19 protein-coding genes and 1 pseudogene are annotated in these 23918 nt (G+C 38.7%); 19 read left to right on the top strand and 1 reads right to left on the bottom strand.

Annotation, left to right across the window (positions count from 1 at the left end):
* Nucleotides 1–215: 215 nt before the first annotated feature.
* The 14 genes and pseudogenes from FJR37_RS26780 (at nt 216) to FJR37_RS03395 (ending at nt 16047) form a co-directional block, all read left to right on the top strand.
* Nucleotides 216–890, top strand: coding sequence for an SNF2-related protein (locus FJR37_RS26780; RefSeq protein ID WP_371416089.1), 675 nt, complete (start codon nt 216–218; stop codon nt 888–890).
* 164 nt (nt 891–1054) lie between these two features.
* The gene (locus tag FJR37_RS26785) at nt 1055–1309 is read left to right on the top strand and encodes a hypothetical protein (RefSeq protein ID WP_168465292.1); all 255 of its coding nucleotides are present in this window, start codon (nt 1055–1057) and stop codon (nt 1307–1309) included.
* Nucleotides 1310–1470: 161 nt separating this feature from the next.
* Entirely contained in the window at nt 1471–1743 is a 273-nt protein-coding gene (locus tag FJR37_RS03340; RefSeq protein WP_168465293.1) for a hypothetical protein, read from the top strand.
* Nucleotides 1740–2150, top strand: coding sequence for a type II toxin-antitoxin system VapC family toxin (locus FJR37_RS03345; protein ID WP_168465294.1), 411 nt, complete (start codon nt 1740–1742; stop codon nt 2148–2150). Before FJR37_RS03340 ends, FJR37_RS03345 begins: the two co-directional genes overlap by 4 nt.
* A 76-nt stretch (nt 2151–2226) precedes the next feature.
* A complete protein-coding gene (locus tag FJR37_RS03350) occupies nt 2227–2487 on the top strand; it encodes a hypothetical protein (RefSeq protein WP_199308516.1) in 261 nt (86 codons plus the stop codon).
* A gap of 476 nt (nt 2488–2963) precedes the next feature.
* Nucleotides 2964–4124 (top strand): DUF499 domain-containing protein, encoded by a 1161-nt coding sequence (locus tag FJR37_RS03355; protein ID WP_254434496.1) that lies wholly within the window; start codon nt 2964–2966, stop codon nt 4122–4124.
* 55 nt (nt 4125–4179) lie between these two features.
* Nucleotides 4180–5982 (top strand): hypothetical protein, encoded by a 1803-nt coding sequence (locus FJR37_RS03360; protein ID WP_174763380.1) that lies wholly within the window; start codon nt 4180–4182, stop codon nt 5980–5982.
* A 508-nt stretch (nt 5983–6490) separates the two neighbouring features.
* Complete coding sequence (locus FJR37_RS03365; RefSeq protein WP_168465295.1) at nt 6491–6697, top strand: hypothetical protein; 207 nt, start codon at nt 6491–6493, stop codon at nt 6695–6697.
* A 145-nt stretch (nt 6698–6842) separates the two neighbouring features.
* A pseudogene (locus FJR37_RS27605) lies at nt 6843–8101 on the top strand (chemotaxis protein CheB); the annotation flags it as partial.
* A 498-nt stretch (nt 8102–8599) separates the two neighbouring features.
* On the top strand, nt 8600–12085 hold the full coding sequence (locus FJR37_RS27610) for a PAS domain-containing protein (protein WP_371416091.1): 3486 nt from the start codon (nt 8600–8602) through the stop codon (nt 12083–12085).
* 473 nt (nt 12086–12558) lie between these two features.
* Nucleotides 12559–13458: an FkbM family methyltransferase gene (locus tag FJR37_RS03380; protein WP_160289967.1), complete on the top strand. Its 900-nt coding sequence runs from the start codon at nt 12559–12561 to the stop codon at nt 13456–13458.
* A gap of 245 nt (nt 13459–13703) precedes the next feature.
* Entirely contained in the window at nt 13704–14978 is a 1275-nt protein-coding gene (locus FJR37_RS03385; RefSeq protein ID WP_168465298.1) for a diguanylate cyclase, read from the top strand.
* 137 nt (nt 14979–15115) lie between these two features.
* On the top strand, nt 15116–15352 hold the full coding sequence (locus FJR37_RS03390) for a helix-turn-helix domain-containing protein (RefSeq protein WP_039201598.1): 237 nt from the start codon (nt 15116–15118) through the stop codon (nt 15350–15352).
* The gene (locus FJR37_RS03395) at nt 15349–16047 is read left to right on the top strand and encodes a type I restriction endonuclease (protein WP_168465299.1); all 699 of its coding nucleotides are present in this window, start codon (nt 15349–15351) and stop codon (nt 16045–16047) included. The genes FJR37_RS03390 and FJR37_RS03395 overlap by 4 nt, the downstream gene beginning before the upstream one ends.
* Here FJR37_RS03395 and FJR37_RS03400 read toward each other — a convergent pair.
* Complete coding sequence (locus FJR37_RS03400; protein ID WP_096669722.1) at nt 16037–17359, bottom strand: DNA methyltransferase; 1323 nt, start codon at nt 17357–17359, stop codon at nt 16037–16039. The genes FJR37_RS03395 and FJR37_RS03400 overlap by 11 nt on opposite strands.
* A gap of 239 nt (nt 17360–17598) precedes the next feature.
* Here FJR37_RS03400 and FJR37_RS03405 point away from each other — a divergent pair, with 239 nt between their 5' ends.
* From FJR37_RS03405 to FJR37_RS03425, 5 genes are all read left to right on the top strand, one after another.
* Entirely contained in the window at nt 17599–18888 is a 1290-nt protein-coding gene (locus tag FJR37_RS03405; protein ID WP_039201600.1) for a glucose-1-phosphate adenylyltransferase, read from the top strand.
* A 114-nt stretch (nt 18889–19002) separates the two neighbouring features.
* Nucleotides 19003–19458: an AAA family ATPase gene (locus FJR37_RS03410; protein WP_168465300.1), complete on the top strand. Its 456-nt coding sequence runs from the start codon at nt 19003–19005 to the stop codon at nt 19456–19458.
* A 152-nt stretch (nt 19459–19610) separates the two neighbouring features.
* Complete coding sequence (locus tag FJR37_RS03415; protein ID WP_168465301.1) at nt 19611–20585, top strand: DnaJ C-terminal domain-containing protein; 975 nt, start codon at nt 19611–19613, stop codon at nt 20583–20585.
* A gap of 494 nt (nt 20586–21079) precedes the next feature.
* Nucleotides 21080–22108, top strand: coding sequence for a hypothetical protein (locus FJR37_RS03420; protein WP_254434497.1), 1029 nt, complete (start codon nt 21080–21082; stop codon nt 22106–22108).
* A 142-nt stretch (nt 22109–22250) separates the two neighbouring features.
* Nucleotides 22251–23423 (top strand): hypothetical protein, encoded by a 1173-nt coding sequence (locus tag FJR37_RS03425; protein WP_168465302.1) that lies wholly within the window; start codon nt 22251–22253, stop codon nt 23421–23423.
* The last annotated feature ends 495 nt before the right edge of the window (nt 23424–23918 follow it).

Genomic DNA, 23918 nt, shown 5'->3' on the forward strand with positions numbered 1-23918 from the left:
TAAATTTGACGAACTACTAGTTCCCTCCAAAACCATCCCCTATCGCTGGGTAGAAATTGCTGTAGGCATTTATTTAATATCTAACTTTTGGTAGATGACGATGGATATACTTAGTGCATATTTCGATTTTATCCAATTCAAACATCAAAGAAAACTAAAAAACTAGCGAATTCTCGGAAAATTGGCGGTTTTTGCTATTGCTTTTATTTTTAAATGTGCTTATTATATCAGAATATATAATACTTGTTACATCAGGCAATGAACCAGATATTAAAAAGACCATTGGTGGTCAAAAAAACCGAAATTGGGGGCTAATCACGAAGCACTCCGTAGGAATCTCAGCCCTCACCAATAAACAGCCCCGTATTCGGTTTTTACTTGCTGATGATCCTGGTGCTGGGAAAACCATCATGGCAGGATTATTAATTAAAGAACTAAAAATTAGAGGATTAGTTAAACGCATCCTGATTATTACTCCTGCTAATCTAACATTTCAATGGCAACGAGAACTCAAAGACAAATTTCGAGAAGAATTTGAAGTGGTACGCGGAGATGTCCTTCGGGCTAATTATGGTTCTAATCCCTGGCAAGAAAAAAATCAAGTTATCACTTCCGTATCTTGGATTCCTTTTAATGATGAATTAACCCCTAAAGAAGAAGAATGTATTGTAAGTCCAAGTAGAGGAAAAGATAAAGCCTATTTTGAAAGACAAATGGGAAAAGCAATGGCGGAAGGATGCCATATTTTATCCCCAGAAGGAATTGGGGTAATTGTTTTTGCCCATAAATCTACATCTGGATGGGAAGCACAATTACAAGCAATGGTAGATGCGGGTTGGACAATAACAGGTTCGTGGCCTATTGATACAGAATTAAATAACAACATTTAGAACAACTTACTCGCTTAGTAGAATTCAAAGGCAGCACCGCCAGACTCTTACCAGTATTAGAACGTACACAATATTTATTTGGTAAAGAAGAAGCCCAAACCCCCAGCAAAACCAAAGGTAAAAAAGGCAAAAACAAAGAACCTGAACAACTCAACTTATTCGCAGTGCTAGGTATCACCGAGACAGAAGAAGATACAGACTGGGGTGAAAAAACAGTCCCGCAATTAGGGAATACTACATTAGACCGCATTCACCAAAGCATGATTTTATTTGCAGCCGGACGCAGCGAAGCCCTAAAACGCTTTTTAGTAGATGAAGGGGCAGGAAACGACCAACGCTTTTGGGGACTTGCTCAGGCATTATCCGCATTATACCCCACCGGCACAGATGAAAAACGCTGGGTAGATGGGGGGTATTAGCAAGAAAGAAAGGACTAGGATTTTAAATAGGAGGACAGTTACAGAATATTGCTATTAAGCTCCCTGACTTCTTTTTCAGCCTGTAGATAAATATGATAAATTAATGTTATAAGTCGGGGATCTGCTAGGCACATACAAATACAATCTAAAGGAGAAAATAAATGTCTACAAGAGAACAATTAATCAATGAAATATCCCAAACACCTGATATATTAATAAGAGAAGTTTTAGACTTTCTGTTATTTATTAAATCCAGGTCAAATCAAGAATCAGTGGAAAAACATGATTCTCCTAATTCTGATTATCCATCTTTGTTAAATTTCGTAGATCAAATTAATTCTGAAACACCAACAGCAGATAATTTACAGCTACCAAGAGATTTATCAAAAAATCTAGATCACTATTTATATGGTTCACCTAAAGAAGAATTATGAGAAAAATATTTGCTGATACAGGCTATTGGATTGCTTTACTAAATCCTGATGATGATTTACATCAAAAAGCTAAACAAATAACAACCTCTATAAAATTTATTCCTCTTGTTACCAGTGAAATGGTATTTACTGAATTACTAAATGCCTTTTCTGGAAAAGGTATTTTTTATAGACAAAAAGCAGTTAAATTTATTAATTACTGCTTTGATAATCCTGAGATTGAAGTAGTTATACAAACAGATGAACTATTTAAAAGTGGACTAGATTTATATAATCAACGACCAGATCAAGCATGGAGTCTTACAGATTGTACATCATTTTATATTATGTCCCAAAAAAATATATTAGAAGCACTTGCTTATGATAAACATTTTGAACAAGCTGGGTTTATTGCTTTGTTACGTTAAGTAATTAAGAAGATTATTTTAATTATGAAAACAAAAAATAAAATTATTCACTATCAACACCAAACAACATCAAAATATGATTATTCCAGAACTTGAACAACAACTTCTTCAACTTTCCCCCAACGATAAACTTTACATTATCCAACTACTAGCACAAAGCCTAACTATGGAGAATAAAAATAACAAAACACTTCCAGAACAACCAAGTAAACTTTCCGAATTTTTCCGTCAATCTCCTTTAGTTGAAGTAGCTGAAGAATTAGAACTAGCATATCGAGAAGCATCAGCAGAAAATGACCTAAGTTGGGAAATTACTATAGGAGATGGTTATACATGAGTAAAAATTACCCTCATAAGAGAACTCCACAAAAAAAATGATCTGCTTGCAGCAGCGCTAGTTCCCTCCGGGACGCTCTCGCGAACGCTATCCAATGGTAACTGTTCACACCCCCCCCTATCTTTAACGAGAGATCAAGGGTTTCGATAATTTTAGAGGGGGGGAGTGAATAACTACTTCCAATGGTATCTTGCTTGTCCTTGTATTATTAGCGGGCAAGATGCCCGCACTACAAGAAATTTTGGGATATTTTTTAAATTGGAAGTCTCTAACTGTTCACACTCCCCTACATCTTCTCAAATGTGGGACAGGCATCTTGCCTGTCAACAGTCCTCAACTCAACCTACATCTTCTCAAATGTGGAACAGGCATCTTGCCTGTCAACAGGCTAGAAGCCTGTTCCACTATTTAATGATTAATTGAACTATTAAAACCTACCTTGCACACTCACACATTTATCTCACACCCTAAAACTTATGGCAACTATTAAACCTTGGTACAAAATTGATGGACTAACACCCCGCGAAGACTTACGGGAAGGTAAACCTTTAGATGCTTCGGAATTTGCTGTGCATCTTGACAAAGTACGAGATAAAACTGCACCTGCTTACTACCAAAATCCAGAACAATTTTTTGACCGTACCTATCTCACTAAATATTTAACTGAATTTTCCGCCCAGGTTATCCGTCGTCTGTCTGGAGAAAAAACAGAAACTTCTGCTGTATTTAACCTGGCTACTCAGTTTGGTGGCGGTAAAACCCACGCTCTCACTTTACTTTACCATTTAGCTAAAGGTGGATCTATTGCTAATAATTGGACTGGTGTACAAAAGATATTACAAAAAGCTGGTATTTCTTCAGTTCCAGAAGCAGCAGTAGCCGTGTTTGTCGGCACTGAATTTGATTCTCTTACAGGACGGGGAGGAAATGATGGTACATCATTACGGAAAACACCTTGGGGAGAAATTGCCTATCAATTAGGTGGTGAAACTGCATTAGCTGTATTGGCACAACATGAAGCAGAGTTTATTGAACCCAAAGGTGACGTAATTAAACAATTTCTGCCCAAAGATAAACCATGTTTAATATTAATGGATGAAATTATTAATTATGTTAGTTCCTATCGTGGCAAGGGTTATCACAACAGTTTATACAATTTCATTCAAGCATTATCAGAAACTGCTAGAGGTTTAGATAATGTGGTGTTAGTAGTTTCCGTTCCCGCTTCAGAATTAGAATACACTTCAGCCGATGAAGGGGATGAACAACGGTTTAAGAAAATGCTGGATAGGGTGGGTAAACCTATCATGATGTCAGCAGAAGCGGAAACTTCAGAAATTATTAGAAGAAGACTATTTGAATGGGATGCTGGGGCTGTAAGTGCTAACGGTAGGATTATGTTACCAAAAGATGCGATCGCCACTTGCAATGAATACGCTGACTGGGTACTAGATCATCGTCAACAACTACCTAGTTGGTTTCCCCTGGATAATCCCCGTGAAGCCTTTTATGCTACCTATCCTTTCCACCCCTCAGTGTTAAGTAATTGGACAAAAATATTTACAGTCATTGCGAGCGAAGGGAAGCAATCACAACCCTTGCGATTGCTTCATTTCACTTCGTTCCATTTGCAATGACATTGTGTAACTAATTCTGTCCCATTACTTATCAGTATTTGAGCGCAAATGGCAAGTGTTACCCCGCTTCCAACGTACTAGGGGAGTATTGCGTTTATTAGCTTTGTGGGTTTCTCATGCCTATAAAGAAGGATACCAAGGCGCACACCGTGATCCTTTAATTACTTTAGGAACTGCACCCCTAGATGACCCACAATTTCGTGCTGCTGTTTTTGGACAATTAGGCGAAGATAGATTAGAAGGTGCAGTAACAACAGATATTTGTGGTAAAAAAGATTCCCATGCAGTGCGTTTGGATATGGTAGCTGACGACCAAATTAAAAAAGCACGACTGCACCGCAAAGTCACAACCACAATATTCTTTGAATCTAACGGTGGTATTCTCCGTACGGAATCTACTATCCCAGAAATTCGGTTAGCAGTAGCAGAACCATCTTTAGATATTGGTAATGTAGAAACAGTTTTAGAGACATTGGCGACTAATTGTTATTTTTTATCAATAGAAAAAAATAAATATTGCTTTAGTCTGTCACCTAACTTAAATAAGATTTTAGCAGACCGTCGCGCCAATATCCAATCAGAAAGAATTACAGAAAGAGTCAAAGCCGAAATTCAAAAAGTTTTTACTTCTCATCCAGGAATTCAATTAATTGAATTTCCAGAAGTATCCGGTAAAATTACTAATCAGCCTGTTTTGAATTTAGCAATATTATCACCAGAACATTCTATGCAAGATAGTCAGACTTTAAAAATGATTGAGTCAATGACTAAAGAATGTGGTACATCCAACCGAACATTTAAGAGTGGAATAATTTGGGCAATTGCTGATACTGATACCAAACTACGAGAAGAAGCTAGAAAAGTTTTAGCATGGGAAGATATTAACGATGAAGAAAAAGAAAGATTAGATGAAAACCAAAAACGTCAGTTAGGAGAAAATCTGAAAAAATGTGAATCTAATTTAAAAGAAAGCGTGTGGAATGCCTATAAATTTGTGGCTTTATTGGGGAAAGATAACAAAATTCGTGTAATTGATTTTGGACAAGTAAACTCTAGTCAAGCTGATAAATTGGTGAATTTAATTATCAACCGGTTACGCCAAAGTGATGACGTTATTGATACTATTAACCCGCGCTCTTTAAGTAGAAATTGGCCACCTGCATTTACAGAATGGAGTACCAAAGCTGTCCGCGATGCCTTTTTTGCATCTCCATTATTTCCCAGACTGTTGAATAGTGATGCTGTCAAAGATGCTATATCTCGCGGTGTCAAAGACGGAACTTTAGCTTATGTTGGTAAAAGTAATAATGGCTATCAACCTTTCTGTTTTCAATGTGATCTTTCTGTTAGAGATGTAGAAATTTCTGAGGATATGTTTATCATTACTAAAGAAACAGCAGAAGCTTACCAAACAGCTTTAGTTGCAAGTATTTCTATTCCTGAAAAGCCATCAATACCACCAGAAACTGGGGAAACTACTACTGACAACCCAGATAATAATAAAAGTGGTTTTACACCGATTCCAAATACTGTGGGAGATAAACCTGCGCCCTATGATAGTCATAGGAAAAAATCACAAGATGAACCAGAACCAAAAGATGAACCTGAGATTATAACCCCAGTTGTATTACCAAAATTATTAAAGTGGAGTGGTGTAATTACACCGCAAAAATGGATGAATTTTTACACGAAAGTTGTATCTAAATTCGCAACCATCAAGGATTTGAAATTAACATTAAAAGTGGAGGTTTTAGTAGAGGGAGAAATAGCTACCCAAAAGATTGAGGAAACTAAAGTTGCACTGGCTGAATTAGGACTAAATAATGATGTTAAGACTGATATAGATTTACTGAATTAGTTGGGAATAAGTAATTGGACAAAAATATTTACAGTCATTGCGAGGGAAGGGAAGCAATCACAACCCTTGGAATTGCTTCATTTCACTTCGTTCCATATCACTAACGCCACGCAATGACATTGTGTAATTAATTCTGTTTCAGTACTTACTTAAATTAAGCGATCGCTTCGCCATAGGCATCGCTATTTAAGTAATTGGACAAAAATATTTACAGTCATTGCGAGGGAAGGGAAGCAATCACAACCATTGGAATTGCTTCATTTCACTTCGTTCCATATCACTAACGCCACGTAACGCTAACGCAATGACATTGTGTAATTAATTCTGTCTCGCTATTTATAATTTCGACTTTTTACAGTACAGCCATGCAGAAGACATTTAACGACAACCCAACCCATCCAAAACGCGCCTTACAAATCTGGCAAATTCTGATTAAACAAGTTCAAAGCCTCTCCAGTATTAAATATTATTCCTTTTCCCTCTCCTCTTAGGAGAGGGTTAGGGAGAGGTGCAAAGGAGAGGTTTACCAGAGGGGTTTCATATTTGGTTTACTGATGAACCGTTTTCAGTTACCCAAGAACGTCGGCTTAAATCCCCGGCTGAAAAAAGGCTGAAACCTGTGCCAGGATTACTTGTGTGTACTTCTTGTGGTGCGGGCATCTTGCCTGCTAATCATCAAGGACAGGCAGGATGCCCATCCCACAAAATTGAGTAATTTATCTTTTGGTGCTATACAATAGTTAACAAATAAAATTAGGAGTTTATAAGTAGTGTCTGAAGAGACTAAGACCCATTGCTTTGTAGTTGGCATTGGAGCTTCTGCGGGAGGACTACGAGCATTAGAAGAGTTTTTTGATAATATGCCCGCAGACAGTGGTGCTGCCTTCGTTGTAGTCCAACACTTGTCTCCAGACTTTAAAAGTTTAATGAAAGAACTGCTAGAACGGCGCACTCGCATGACAGTGAAGCGGGTACAAAGCGGAATGCAGATTGAACCGAATACAGTATATTTAATTACGCCTCAGAATAATTTAGTTGTTAATGATGGGATATTAGAGTTAATTCAGCAAAGCGAACCGCCGCGACAACAACCGAATTTCCCCATTGATATTTTTCTCGATTCTCTGTCAAGAGATCATGGTGAGCAAGCAATGGCTGTGATTCTCTCAGGAACGGGAAGTGATGGCACAAGGGGATACAAAGCATTAGCGAGTCCGGTGGGTTAACCTTTGTCCAGTCACCAGGAACAGCAGAATTTGATGGGATGCCCCAAAGTGCGATCGCTACAGGTATTGTAGATCAAGTGCTACCACCGGCAGAAATGGCAAGGACGATTTATGAAATCATCCAAATGCAGCGCCAAGGAGCAAGTCCAGGGGAATCATTACTCCCAGAATTAGAATCAGAGAAACTCCGCGCCATTATTCAAATTCTTAATCAATATGAAAAGCTCGATTTTTCCTATTATAAACCCAGCACCCTCAGCCGCCGCATTTACCGCCGTTGTTCCCTGAGTGGGCATAATCTCTTAGATGAATATGTACAATATCTAACCACCTCCAGCGAAGAACGAGCGCTGCTGCGAGATGATTTAATGATTGGGGTGACAAGATTTTTCCGGGATTCAGAAGCCTGGGAATACTTAGATAAAGAAGTCTTACCTGAATTAATTAGCCCCTTAGAAAATGGTCAACAGTTGCGGGTATGGGTGACAGCTTGCGCTACCGGGGAAGAAGCCTATTCTATGGCGATTTTGATGGATGAAGTCATCAACCGTTTAGGTAAACAACTGAGTGTGAAAATTTTCGCCACAGATATAGATGCAGCCGCTTTAAGTAAAGCCGCCGAAGGGATTTATCCTGAAAGTATTAGTATTGATGTTTCTCGTAAACGCTTAGAAAAATATTTTACCTTCCGTAACCGTAATTTCCATGTGTCGCGGGCGTTGCGGGAAATGATTATTTTTGCTCCCCACAACTTGGCGAAAAATGCCGGATTCACGCGAATGCACCTGATTAGCTGCCGTAATGTCCTGATTTATATGCAGCCAGTTTTGCAACAGCACGTAATGAGGATGCTGCATTTTTCTTTAATGCACAAGGGTATTTTGTTGTTGGGTGCAGCGGAAACACCGGGGGAATTAATTGAAGAATTTAGTCCCCTGTATGAGAAGTTTAAAATTTATCAAAAGCGGCGAAATGTGCGTTTACCGATTCTGAATCAAAATTTAGAATATATAACTCCCGTCGTCGCCCGTCCTAGTCAAACTAGACGGGGGACAGTGCAATTTGATCCAGCTTTGGGTGCGGCTTTTAGTGCTTTTGTCCGCCGCCGACAATGTACCTGTTTGTTAGTTAATGATGATTTGGAACTGTTCCACGTCGTTACTGATATGGTACAGATTATGCAAGTCCCAGAAGGACAAATGACCAGAGCGATCGCTGATTTAGTCCCAACTACCCTAAAATTACCTATTAATACTGCCCTACATCGTGCCAAACGCGAACGAAAAACCGTTCTTTACGGTAATATTCACTTAAATCAGGGCAATAATATTCGTAGTGTCAATTTAGAAGTTACCTATCATACGGGAGATACCCGCATGACGGACTTCTTCATGTTAATTATTGAGAATGAAGAACGTCCTTCTCTACCCAACCGTCCTGAAGCTTTTCAGCAAGACGCGGAAGCAACCCAACGCATTCTTGATTTAGAATACGAATTACAGCAAACCAGAGAAAATCTCCAAGCCACAATTGAAGAATTAGAAACTACTAACGAAGAACAACAAGCCACTAATGAAGAACTCTTGGCTTCTAATGAAGAGTTGCAAAGTACCAATGAAGAACTACATTCCGTTAACGAAGAACTATATACAGTTAATACAGAATATCAAACGAAAATTCGTCAATTATTAGAATTATCCAACGACGTGGATAATTTGCTGCGAAGTAGTGAAATTGGCGTAATTTTCCTAGATAGAGAATTGCGAATTCGGAAATTTACCCCCGCAGCTACAACTGCTATTAACCTACTAGAAACTGATGTCGAACGTCCGGTTCAGCATATTACCCATAATATGAATTGTCCCAATCTGCTGGAACTATTACAGCGGGTAGTGGAAACGGAACGCCCCATTGAACAAGAAGTAAGAATTAATAATACAGAAAATCATTTGTTGATGCGGTTATATCCATATCTCAGAGATGATGGACAAGCCGATGGTGTGGTCATTACTTTTGTAAATATTAATGAAATTAAGCAAGTCCAGGAAGCTCTACAACGTCGCACGGAGGAATTAGAAAAACTTTATAATACAAATCCTGTGGGGTTGGTACTTCATGACGAAGAATTCCGCTTTGTGCGAGTTAACGAAGCAATGGCGGAAATTAATGGTTTACCAGCCAATGCACATATTGGTAAAAAACTCCGAGAAGTATTACCAGATTTAGCCAATCGGGTTGAACCGATTTTAGATCAGGTATTAACAACAGGAAAACCAATTCGCAATATAGAGATTTCTGGGTTTACACCTTCACAACCAAATATCCAAAGACATTGGATTGCTAGTTATTATCCTGTTAATCAACTTGACGGCGGTAAGGCTGTCAGTTCGGTAGTTGTGGAAGTTACCGAACTCAAACAAGCACAAATGGCTTTGCTCCAAAGTGAAGAAAGATTACGAGCTTTAATGAACTCTAGCCAAACTATTTTATTTAGTTGTCAACCCACTAGAGATTATCGAGCTACCTTTATTAGTGATAACGTGCAGTTGATTCTTGGCTATTCTCCTGAAGTATTTTTAGATGAAACTGGATTTTGGTATGATTATATCCATCCTGAAGATAGAAATCGGGTGTTAGCAGGATTAAATAGGTTAGAATTTGATAATACCTATTCCTTAGAATATCGGTTACGCTGCGCTGATGGTGACTATCGGTGGTTTTTTGCTCAGTTGCGGTTAATTAGGGATCAAGAAAATGAGCCGTTAGAGTGTGTAGGCTATTTAGTTGATATTAGCGATCGCAAAGCCGCCGAAAAGATTCTCGAACAACAGGTGCAGCGAGAACGACTATTAAAACAAATCACCGACGAAATTCGTCAAAGTCTCGAACCCCAAAAAATCTTTGAAACCTCCGCCAACCGCATTGGGGAAGCCTTTGGCGTAGATCGTTGTTTCCTGCATACTTACGAAATTGAGCCAACAGAGCATCTCCCAGTCGTCGCCGAATACTTGAGTGGTGATATCCCTTCTATTCAAGGAATATTAGGACCTATTGCCGGTAATCCCCAAATTCATCAACTCCTCCAACAAGACACAGCAATCATTATAGATGATGTATTTGCAGATCCATTGGTATCATCAAGTAGAGAAATTTCTCAACAAATTGGACTAAAATCAGTATTGGCAATTCGTACATCCTATCAAGGAAAAGCCAACGGACTGATTTGTTTACACCAATGTAATCATCAACGCCATTGGATTACTGAAGACATTGCCCTGTTAGAAGCCGTAGCTGCTCAAGTGGGAATTGCGATCGCTCATGCTAAACTTCTACAACAAGCCGAACAGCGACAAATAGAACTCGCTCAACAAAACCTAGCCCTAGAAGCAGCCACCGAAAAAGCTCAAGCCGCTAGTCGCACCAAAAGTGAATTTCTGGCCAACATGAGCCATGAAATTCGCACACCCATGAACGCTATTTTAGGATTCTCCGAACTATTACAAAATCTCGTCAGTGATGATTTAGCCCAAAGTTATCTCCAAGCCATTCAAACCAATGGCCGCACCCTACTAACCCTAATTAACGATATCCTGGACTTATCGAAAGTTGAAGCTGGGAAACTCAAACTCAACTACGAATCTGTCAATCTTCCCTCACTGCTGCAAGACATTCAACAAATGTTTTTGCAAAGAGCCAAAGAAAAAGGATTATTTTTAAATCTGCAAGTTGATGAATTCATTCCCGGAGCAATATATATTGATGAAGTCAGGTTGCGACAAATTTTCGTAAATGTTGTTGGTAATGCGATTAAATTTACCGAAAAAGGTGGTATTACCATCCGTGTCCATAGCCGCACTAACCCTAATATTCCCAATCATGCCCACTTAGAAATTGCCGTTTCTGATACAGGGATTGGGATTTCTCCCCGTGATCAAATTTTGATTTTTGATGCTTTTCGTCAAAGTCAAGGACAAAGTAATCGCAAGTACGGCGGAACCGGGCTAGGATTAACTATTAGCCGCCGTCTAACCCAAATGATGGGTGGTACTGTTGAGGTAACAAGTGAGTTGGAACAGGGTAGCACCTTCACCTTAATATTTCCCGAAATTACAGTCACTCAAACTACAGCAAGTTCACCATCATTCACCCCAGAAAATCATGATTTAAGTCAATTTCCGGCTCTGAAAATTCTCATTGTTGATGACGTACAATCTAACCGAGATTTGCTCTTCGCCTATTTTAATGCTACTGCTCACCAAATTATCATGGCAGACAATGGGGCGATCGCTCTTAAATTAGCCATTGAGCATCATCCTGACCTGATATTACTAGATTTGGTCATGCCGCAAATGGATGGAATCACCGTTCTACAAGCCCTGAAGCAAAATCCCTCAACAGCGGATATTTGTGTAATCATCGTCACAGCTTCCATTCAAGAACAGGACTTTGAAGAATTACAACCCTTAGCTCAAGGATTTCTTCGCAAACCAGTTAGTCGTCAGGATCTTTTTAGTGAGTTGCAACGTTTATTCCCCGCGCAGTTATTGGTAGACTTAAAATCTACCTCCCAAACACAAACCATCATTTCCGCAATGCCGCCCCAGTCCTTAGAAAAGTTACCAGAACTGATAAAATTATTACAACAGGAAGAAGCATCTGTCTGGAAAACCTTACACCAAACCCTGCTAATTGACCAATTACGAGCTTTTGCGCTGCGATTGCAAAATTGGGGAGAACAGTATAAATGTCCTGATTTGATAGAATACGCTAATACGCTAAAAACCCAAATTGATACCTTTGATTTGGCTCATTTGGCTGACACCGCTGCTAATTTCCCACAAATTAGCAAAAAGTTACAAAAATTGCTAATATTTTAGACAAATATCCAAACAGTACAATATGAAGTAAATAGGGAGCAACGCGATTTTGTGAGTTCGGGTTTTTATTCTCAATAAATACCATTCATTCTCAACAAACTGGTCTTTATTTTTCTGTTTTCACCTTTTTTCAGTAGCGATTCCTAAGGAGTGCTTTGCTTTATTTATCTGAAAAAGCATTAAACGTCGCGTAATCAATAACTTTTACATCCCACATTCCGCACCCCCCGGTGTCACAATCGGTTTTTTCTGATTTTTATCCCCATTTAATGTTGTATTTTGTACCAAAACCAAGAAATATTGGTAGGCGATAGCGAAGCGCTGCTGCAAGCAGTTCGCTAAAACCAAATCTCCAAACGACCAATTTTCGTTGTGTAACAGTTTAGGGTGCGGAAGGTAGGTTACATTTGAGATAGAGTTTGACTGATCATACACAAGAACTAAAAAGTAGGAGAATTTCAATAATGGGTCTTATGAATACTCTAGGTTTCCTGTTTCATCACCCCCTTGCCTCATTAAATAAATTTAAAGCATTTAGTAATTTTTTACATTGGCAACTTCATTATAGATCAGCTAATCAATCATTATCAGCCTTTCTTTTTCTCTTTGTTGAAAATACAAAAATTATTCTAAGACCTGGTGAAACAGGTGCTACAGGAAATATTTATACAGGTCTTCATGAATTTGTAGATATGTCCTTAATTATGCATTTTCTGTCAAAAGAGGATCTTTTCTTTGATATTGGTGCAAACATTGGCTCTTATTCGTTGCTTGCTGGAGGAGTAAGTAATTCTTCTGTAATTGCATTAGAGCCAGTGAGTCATACTTTTTCTAAACTAATTGAGAATATAGGAGTTAATAATCTTTTCGAGAAAGTCAAATGTCTTCAGTATGGTGCAGGTTCATCAATCTCTCAGGGAACTATAACCACAGATTATGGATGTCAAAATAAGATTATTTCAGAAAGTCAAATTGATATGACTACGCCACGCAGGCTATCAGAAGCTAATAGTGAGTTAATAAATATTACAACTATAGATGAACTATCAAAGCTTTATGGATTTCCGACAGCAATTAAAATAGATGTTGAAGGGTATGAAGATTTTGCTTTTGAGGGAGCATCTAAGACACTGAATAGTGATATACTCTCCTTAATTATAATAGAGACAGTATCAGACTCGCTTCATCAGCAATTTTCCCAAGCGGGATTTGTGAGAGTTTATTATAATCCTTATACCAGAGAAATATTAAACACTCCTATACCCTCATTTACCCCAGGTAATTATATCTATGTTAAACATCTTAATCTTGTTATCCAGAAAGTGAACCAAAGTCCGACATATTTAATTCATAATATGGGTGTGAGGATTTAATCAGCTATCCCTCTTCTGTGACTTTCTGAATAAAGCAAGTAGCAAATAACCCATTGTTTTTTACATCCAGCGTATTATTATAAATTCTACAAATATATAAGGCGACTGGAAGTCACGGCTACACAAACAAAGTCCGTCTACACGGACTAAGAAAAAATCAGAATTCCGAACCCACGCAGGTGGGTTTTGTCTGTGTAGATGCGGTTTTTAACCGCCGCTTTAATGTTAAGTTAACTATATAAATAATGGAAAAAATTGCTTTTAATCCCCAAGATTGTACAATATTAATTGTTGATGACCTGATTCAAAATATTCAAGTTTTAGGAAGAACCCTAGAAACACAAGGGTATTCTATTACCTATGCTTTAAGTGGAAAAGAAGCTCTCCAACGTCTGCAAGCAATTCAACCAGATTTAATTTTATTAGACTTATTAATGCCAGAAATGAGTGGCTTGGAAGTTTGTGAACAAATTAAGAAAAATCCAAATTATCATCATATCCCAATTTTATTTCTGACTGCTAGTCACGAAGAAGAACATTTAATAGAAGCCTTTGAAAAGGGCGCGGCTGACTATGTAACCAAGCCTTTTCGATCTACAGAATTATTAGCCCGTGTGCAGACACATATTCAACTAAAACGCCAAACTAGACAGTTACAACAAAGTGAAAATAAACTCAATACCATCGTTACTCATATCAAAGATGGAATTTTAATTGTTGATGAAGCAGGAGTTGTAAAATTTGCTAATCCGGCTGCGGCGCAAATGTTTGATAGATCCTTATCCAATTTAATCAATCATGAATTGGGACTACCAATTGTAGTAGGAAAAGTTGCAGAACTTGATATTATTCGTTCTCGAGGAATTATCGGACGGGCAGAAATTACTGTTGGTAAAACTGAATGGTTAGATCAAAAAGTCTCAATTGTTTCTATGAGAGATGTGAGTGAACGCAATCAAATTGAGAATAAATTAAGAATTGCTTTAAACAAACAGAAATTACTAAGTCAGAAATTAAAAAAACTAGCAAATACTGATGTCTTAACTGGAATTGCCAATAGACGCAACATTTTAGCAATTTTGAAAAAAGAATTTCAACGAACTCAATGTTACAAAGAACCTTTTTCACTTTTAGTAATTGATATTGATCACTTGAAATTTGTCAATGATTCCTATGGATATCCCATTGGTGATCAAGTTTTAAAAGAAATATCTCAACTGTTAGTTAAGTGGTTACGCAATGAAGATACAGTAGGGCGTTTGGGAGGTGAGGAATTTATGATCATTTTACCAGCGACAACGTTACAAAAAGCGATGGAAATAGCTGAACATCTATGTGAACAAATTCGTAATTTAGAGATAGATACTACCTTTCAACCCATGAAAATTACTATCAGTATTGGCGTAACTGCCTATCAATCTGATGATAAAACCGACACAGTGATACTAAGACGTGCCGATGATGCTCTTTGTCAAGCTAAAGAGTCTGGACGCGATCGCGCGATCGCCATTTCTGGGTAAAGAAAAATGAGCTAAATCAGGTCTAAATTGAAAGCCATAATTTTTTAGAACCAGAGTAAAGCTCAGATAAAATTATATAATAATTTGGTTTTGATGAGGTAGAATGTTTAATCTATTGAGGCACACATTTTTTAAATATGGATGCTAGAATGGACGCTTTTGGAATCAGAGTTCGCTATTTCAGAAAACGTTTAAAACTTTCCCAAGATGAATTGGCTGAAAAATCTGACTTACATCGTACATACATTGGTGCTGTAGAGCGAGGTGAACGAAATATTAGTTTAATGAATATTTTTCGTTTAGCTGATGCTCTTCAAGTTACAGCTAAAGATTTGTTTGATAATCAAATAGAAAATGGAGAAAACACAAAATGATAAATGAAGATGAGTTACTGAATATAGCTATAGGAAATATTAGAAAAGTTTCAGAATTTAACCCTTACAAGAGCTATGATGGTGTCAATAACAGAGAAGAATTTCAGCAATTCATAGCTAATGATCCTGCCTTTGGTTCTGTAGGTTTAGATGACGAAAGATACATTATTGCCAGAGTAGGAGGAAATCTTGTAACTTCTTTACATCGCAAAATTGGTGATATGTATGAGAATTTATTTGCCTATTTATTAAAAGAGAGTTTTGGCTTAAATGAGAATGAATTACACTTTAGTGTCAATATTAAAATTGGTGAGCGTGAGCAAGATCGATCCATTGATGGATTAATAAGAAAAAATAAGTTTAACCAAAATATTCCTCAAAATTGGATTCAACATGAAGGAATAGGATTTGAAGTCCGTTCATGCTATCAAATTGGTGACTCTAAAAGAATTCAGGCTGATTATGATACGTCCTTAGCTTTGAAATCATATCAAATTCTCCCTGTAATGTTAATTTTCTGCAATACATCTTTAAAAAGCCCTGTACTTAGATTATCAAAGAGTTGGGAACTCTATGAAGGAATAAACAGTTTTAATTTAGTTCATACTATTACTGGTTTCGATCTTTATAATTTTCTTCAGAGAAATTCAGAATCTTTGAAAAAAGAGATAGATAATATTTTCTCTAATTTTTAATACATACTGCTGTTTCATACAAACGTTTTTTACCACCTCTTTTTCTAAAGGAAATTATTTTCTCAACTTCAAAACCCTCGTGTTGAAAAAGCTGCCCCAAAATCACCTCTGTAAATATCTCTACATTTGAGAGCCTAGAATTACCCACAACATAAACACCCTGGAAATTTCTGGATACGCTCTGTTTTAAACATTTTATATGTTTCCACAAATCAATAAAGTATTTGGTGGCATAATTACACATCAAGATATTTTGATTTTTAAGCTCATCATAGTAAGAAAGATATGGCTTAATCTCATCAGGAACTATAATTAAATCCTTTTGTAAAATTGAAGTCGCTCTACCCCATGTTCCACCTATTGCTTGTAAATCTATTTCCGTAGCTTCACTAATATCTTCTAATAGTTCTAAGAAATGCAATTGAGGTCTGGTTTGATGAACATAACTATAACGGTTTGGATAGGGAGGTGAAGTAATTACAAAATCTATAGAACGATTAATAATCTTATTTTGTAAGTTGTTTGTGGAATTACCGACTATAATGGAGTTAAAATTTGAAAATAATATTTGCTTTTGATTGAGCTTGATCAAATCTTCCTTTATGTTCTGGAGATTTGTACTAATTTCCAAATAAACATCTATCTCCCTCTGATGATTATCATCAAATGTAATAGTTGGATGATTTCTATGAATATTTGCACAATCTAAACACGCTTTATTCAAAGACAACCAGATATATTCAGAAATAGGATTATATTTTTCCTGATTCATTATCTCACGGCAAATAATCAAATTCTTTAACACATGAATTTTCCACCAACGAAAGACATTATGAATAATTGGAACTCTGGTATTGAATATCTCAATAACATCTTCTAGTGAAAATGTCTGATATTTTTTAATCGTATCAAATATTTCTTCAAGATAAATATTAATTAAATGCGTATTATCAATATTCCATAGTAACGACTTATTTCCCACTTGCTGAAGTAGAGGATTAATCTCAATTCCCATAGCCTTAATTCCATGCTTCTGACATTCAATAACTGTTGTGCCTCTACCACTAAATGGATCAACGACAAAATCATCTTTACTAATTTTAAATATATCAATAAAAAAGCGAACTAAATTTGGCGAATAGCTAGGGGTCAGCCGATACCATCTATGTACTGACTCTGTTTGTCCTGCTTTAAATGTGATATCACCTATATCAATTTCTTGATAGTTAAAACCAGATTCCTCAATGCTTCTATAAAAACAGTTAGCAATATGAGTATTTTTATCTTCAAATAGTGATAGTTGTTGAAACATGATAACTTTAATGGTAAATTGCTACTTAAAAGTAGCACAAAATGTTCATATTGGCAATACTGCTTCAACTATAAATTTAGACTCTCCTGCCACCCACTACTATAGTACATAAGTTCTATTTTGGCTAATTTACTGCCATCTCAAAAATTCATCCCTAAGATTCTTTGATCCCCCTTTATTAGTTGTTACATACAGTCCTAAACTGTAGATGAGAGTGAAAGGCAGTTGGGAGAAATTTTGTGAAAAAAGTTTTAGCAATTATTCTGGGTGGGGGTGCGGGTACCCGGCTTTATCCGTTAACTAAACTCCGCGCCAAACCAGCAGTACCAGTAGCAGGGAAATATCGTCTAATAGATATACCTGTTAGCAACTGCATCAATTCCGAAATATTCAAAATCTACGTCCTGACTCAATTTAACTCAGCCTCTCTGAATCGTCACATCGCCCGTGCTTACAACTTCAGTGGGTTTAGCGATGGGTTTGTGGAAGTGTTAGCAGCACAACAAACCCCAGAAAACCCCAACTGGTTCCAAGGTACGGCTGATGCTGTGCGTCAGTACATCTGGATGTTACAAGAGTGGGATGTAGAAGAATTTCTGATTCTTTCCGGTGATCACCTTTACCGCATGGATTACCGACAATTTATCCAGCGTCACAGAGATACCAATGCTGATATTACACTTTCTGTAATTCCTATGGATGATCGTCGCGCCTCAGACTTTGGCTTGATGAAAATTAATGATTCAGGTAGGGTAATTGACTTTAGCGAAAAACCCAAAGGTGAAGCTTTAGCACAAATGCGTGTTGATACCACCATCTTGGGGTTGACAAAGGAACAAGCTGCATTACAGCCATATATCGCCTCAATGGGGATTTATGTCTTTAAAAAAGATGTTTTGATTAAGTTGCTAAAAGAATCTTTAGAACGGACTGATTTCGGTAAGGAAATTATTCCTGATGCAGCGAAGGATCACAATGTTCAAGCTTTCTTATTTGACGACTATTGGGAAGATATTGGGACAATTGAATCTTTTTATGAGGCTAATTTAGCCCTGACTAAGCAACCCCTACCTCCTTTTAGCTTCTACGATGAAGCAGCACCGATTTATACTCGCGCTCGTTACTTACCCCCCTCTAAACTGTTGAATTGCCAAATCACAGAATCCATGATTGGCGACGGTTGTATTTTGAAAGATTGTCGGATTCAACATTCAGTTTTGGGAGTGCGATCGCGGATAGAATCAGGATCGGTAATTGAAGAAACCCTGATCATGGGTGCTGACTATTACCAACCATCTGTAGAAAGACAATGCAGTTTAGAACAAGATGATGTTCCCGTCGGTATTGGTACAGACACCATTATTCGTCGTGCCATCATTGATAAAAATGCCCGCATTGGTCACAATGTAAAAATTATCAATAAAGACAACATCCAAGAAGCAGAAAGAGAAAAGCAAGGATTCTATATCCGTAGCGGCATTGTCGTTGTTCTCAAGGGTGCTTTAATTCCTGATGGTACAATCATTTAGTTAGTAGTGATTGGTAATTGGTAATTGGTAATTGGTAATTGGTAATTGGATGATTTATCTTTCTTGTCCCCTGTCCCCTGTTCCCTGTTCCCTGTTCCCTATTCCCTATTCCCTATGACTAAATTAATTTTGCTAATTGGTCTTCCTGGTAGCGGTAAATCAACCTTAGCAAAACAATTATTGACAGAATGCCCTCAGATGCAGCTAATTTCCACAGATGCTATCCGAGGGCAGCTTTTTGGCTCAGAAGCAATTCAAGGACCCTGGCTGCTAATTTGGCGCGAACTGGAACAGCAATTACAGCAAGCCATAACCGCAGATCAAGAAGTGATTTTTGATGCTACCAACGCCCAAAGGAAAAATCGTCGGGAAGTAATTACTCTCGCCCGTGATTGTGGCTTTAGTTATATCATGGGGGTTTGGGTAAAAACTCCAGTTTGGCTATGTTTGGCCCGAAATCAAAGACGGATTCGCCAAGTTCCCCAAGATATAATTCTCCGAATGCACCGTCAACTCCAGGATGCTCCCCCTAGTGTAGAAGAAGGAATAGATGAGCTTATATTCTTTTAATCATAGCAGAAGTACGGGAATTGCGATCGCCCATTCAGCAAGAACCACACTTGATTATGGCAATGGTTTGTTAGTTTAATATCAGAATCATTTTGCCTGTAAATCTCATATCTTAGAAAAACATATCCTAAATTTATACAGGAGGCTAGTAGATGGCTGCAACCGACTTTAAAGACTACTATGCAATGTTAGGAATTAGTAAAACCGCCACTTCAGAAGAAATTAAACAAGCTTTTCGCAAACTAGCCCGTAAATTTCATCCTGATGTTAACCCCAATAACAAACAGGCGGAAGCCAAATTCAAAGAAGTTAATGAAGCCTACGAAGTATTATCGGACCCAGATAAACGCAAAAAATACGATCAATTTGGTCAATATTGGAAACAAGCCGGTCAAGGTTTCCCCGGTGGTGGTCCAGACATGGGTGGAGTTGATTTTGGTCAATACGGCAGTTTTAATGACTTCTTAAACGAATTATTTGGTGGTGCAAGTCCCCGCAGCGGACGACAAAGTTACTCTTATCGGACTCCTTCCGGTAGACCAGGTGGCGGTTTTAACGATTTTGGTTTTCCAGATAGCGGTACTGGTGGCACACAAGATACAGAAGCTGTAATTATTTTAACTTTTGCAGAAGCATTTTCCGGTGTTCAAAAACGCTTTAGTTTAGGAAACGAAACTATTGATGTGCGTATTCCTGGTGGCGCTAAAACTGGGACTCGTTTACGGGTAAAAGGAAAAGGCCAAATTAACCCCATGAGTCAACAACGGGGAGATTTATACTTAAAGGTAGAATTACAACCCCATACTTTTTTCCAAATAGAAGGGGACAATCTGGTTTGCGAAGTCTTAATTACCCCTGATGAAGCCACATTAGGTGCAGCGATAGATGTACCCACACCCGATGGTCATGTCAGTGTTAAGCTACCTGCGGGAGTTCGTTCTGGTCAATCTCTGCGCTTACGTGGTAAGGGTTGGCCTATAGCTAAAGGTGGACGTGGTGATCAATTTGTCAAAGTAGCGATCGCTCCCCCCAAAGACCTCACCCCCCAAGAACGAGAATGTTATGAAAAAATTCGGGCTATCCGCACTTACAACCCCCGCAGTCATTTAGCACAAGTTAAATTGTAAGAACTATTGAGAGTATTTCCTGAAAAAACAATCCAGAACTGCTATTTTGTCACCTTACAAAAAACTCTCCCCAATGTTTCACATCCCATGCTGTAGTAATTTGCTACAGCCTTAATATTAACTTATATATATTTAAAAACTCGTAGTTAATTTAAAGAAAATATTTACTTATGTAAAGCTTGCCTTTAAAGTTACATTTCCTGTATAATAAAAATTGTGTGGTCGAGTCCTTTGTAGATATATATACAAAATAGTTAGTATTTCGTCTGAATATTAAGTACCTGGGCAGAGGAAAATCAAAATATATTTCGCTTTTTGAAATGGCTAAAACTCAACGATAATAACCCATCGAGGTGAATTTACATATCGTTACACATTTTGGTTATTTCACATCCACCTACTTAATTCAGTCAAATTCAAAAACTATCTTGTATAGCTGTATACAGAGGCATGGATTGTTGCCACTGAATAACATCTTGTGAGGAGTGATATAGATGAAAAAGCATTCTCTTATACTAATTAATCACTACAAACGCTTTTGCTACTTGGGTTTATTGCTAACCCTACCAACTTCACTGCTAACCACCACCATTTCAGTTAATTCCGCATCTGCGGCAGATGACATAGTAACTGAAAATCAGCCCAGTGAATTAATCACAGATAAAGTAGTCACAGCCGCACAATTAGAACCAAAGGTTGAATCTATTTCTGAGCAACAACAACCACAACTAATTGCACAAACAGCGGACAGCGATCCGGACGATATTAATAAAATCCGCCAAGAGCTACTAGTTGAACCCCTGATCAAACTTAAAATAGTAGCACCTAAGCCAACCTATCCACCTGGACTCAGTTTTGCTGCTCCCAGTGCCTTCGGCGCTAACATGGGTGACGTGTTTGTGGGAGCATCAGCAGCAACCGCTGGTAATAGAGGTAACTCTATAAATGACATAGACGCGAGTACCAGCATTGGTTTTGGTTTAGGTAATTCCCAAAAACTAGTTGGTCTAGAATTATCCTTCAACAACGGTAGTGTCAAAAAATTTGGCTCTAATGGCACCTTTGACTTAAAAGCTCACCGCATTGTCTACGCTAAGGGAACCAATCAAGTTGGTGTAGCTGCTGGCTGGAAAGCCTTTGCCCAGTATCAGACCAAGGCCAGTATTGAAGAGATCAGGCCTTCCAGTGTCTATGGTGTGGTAACAACTTACTCTCTTTTAAAGCCTAATGATGCTGTGAATAAAATGCCCGTCTCATTCTCCCTGGGGGTTGGAGGTGGTGACTTTAGGCAAGGTAACGCCAGTACTGGTGTATTTGCTGGAGCAGGTGTGCAAGTTCATCCTCAAGTCGGTGTGGGCTTTGGCTGGAGTGGAGTTGGCTTAAACCTTGGCGCTTCTTTCGTGCCTGTACCTACGTTACCCTTAACAATTACACTCCAAGGCGCGGATCTCACAGATAACAGTGTAGGCGGCACAACATTTGCGCTAAGTATAGGTTATGGTTTCAATTTCTTGCCTAAATAGGGCTTGCTGATAGAGTAGCGTGGCGATAAACCTGAAACCCTTGTATATAAAGATTTTAAGGGATATTAGAGCCAAAAAATATCCAGGGAATCAGTGACTATAGCATCAATTGTCAAACAGTTCCATATTTTAGATAATCATCATGTTGAAAACCAGAAATCTCATTTTTGCCCTCAGCTTGAGTCCTCTGCTGTTATTTGCTTGGCAGTTACCAAACAAAGCCCAGAGTTTCAGTCCCAGTAAAGGTTCAGCCGGTGTTGATGCTGGCGCTGCTACTGGTGCTGCACAAACTAGTGGTTTTTCTACGCCAACGACAGGAGGAGGAACAACACCAGCCGTAACAACAGCAGCAACAACAACGACAGGAACTTCTGTCACCATTCCTATCATACCTGGTGTTTCCGCCACCATTACAACTGGTGTTTCCTCCGGAGGTGGTCTGTCGGTGGGTAGTGCTGGAGGTGATGCTGGTGGTGGTGCTGCTGGTGGTGGTGCTGCTGGTGGTGGTGCTGCTGGTGGTGACACAACTACAACAGTTACCGTTTCAGCAGCGACCGTAGAATCAACTTCATCTAGCGTCACCGTGACAGATGGTGCAACAGCAAACACTCTTGTGATCTCTCTTGCTCCACAAGTCCAGGTTGCTGTGAATCAGTTGGCTGCTGCTATTGTTCAGACTCTTAGTACAACAGGTGGTACAACAGGTGGTACAACAGGCGGGGGTGGTACAACAGGTGGTACAACAGGTGGTACAACAGGCGGGGATGGTACAACAGGTGGTACAACAGGTGGTACAACAGGCGGGGATGGTACAACAGGCGGTACAACAGGCGGGGATGGTACAACAGGTGGTACAACAGGTGGTACAACAGGCGGGGATGGTACAACGGGCGGGGATGGTGGTACAGCATCCGTTGCTTCACTAGTCACAGGCGGTGCTGGGTCACAACAAGCTGCGGTAGCTCTGACAAACAGTCTCACTACTGCGGGTATTTCCTCACAACAAGCAACAGCACTAGTCTCATCTCTCACAGGTTTGTTTGGTTCTGGTGGTGCTTCCTTACCAAATCAGCCCCTAGCCCAAGCAACATCAGGACAGCTAGTAGCCAGCACTAAAGCTCTCAAACCTGTTTATGTCATTGCTCAAAGCGGTGCTGGGGTAAGTATAAATATCAATAAGCTGAATGATGCTATTGTTGCCTACAACGGGATTATCCTCAACAGTGAACCGAAAACTCTCAAGAATCTCTATCGAGATACAGGCTTCGTCCGTATTGGTGGCATACTCAAACAATTGAGAACTGCGATCAAATAGCCGTCGCTCATTGGTGTCAACTTAAGCTCAAATCCCTACCACATCTCGTTCCTAGTCTCTGACTAGGAATGCAGTTAATGAGGCTCTGCCTCTAATATTATTGAAGGCAGAGCCTTCTAGAATTCATTCCCAGTCAGAGACTGGGAATGAGATGACTTGAGTTCTTTGCGGGATAGAGGTTTTACGTTAAGTTAACACCAATGGCTGTCGCTCAACCCAACCTTGTAAGTAATTGGACAAAAATATTTACAGTCATTGCGAGCGAAGGGAAGCAATCACAACCCTTGCAATTACTTCATTCCACTTCATTCCATATAGCTAACGCCACGCTGCGCTAACACAATAACATTGTGTAATTAATTCTGTCTCACTACTTATCTTAGAGGTATGTTAGAAGAAGTGGTAGACCGTCCCAACCTGCTAGATTTTTTCGTTTCATAAGCATTTCCTGAGTTGCTCAAAACGGGGATTTTGGGATTATCAACGGAATGACGG

The sequence above is a fragment of the Aphanizomenon sp. UHCC 0183 genome (assembly GCF_009712065.1).
Classification (GTDB): Bacteria; Cyanobacteriota; Cyanobacteriia; order Cyanobacteriales; family Nostocaceae; genus Dolichospermum; species Dolichospermum heterosporum.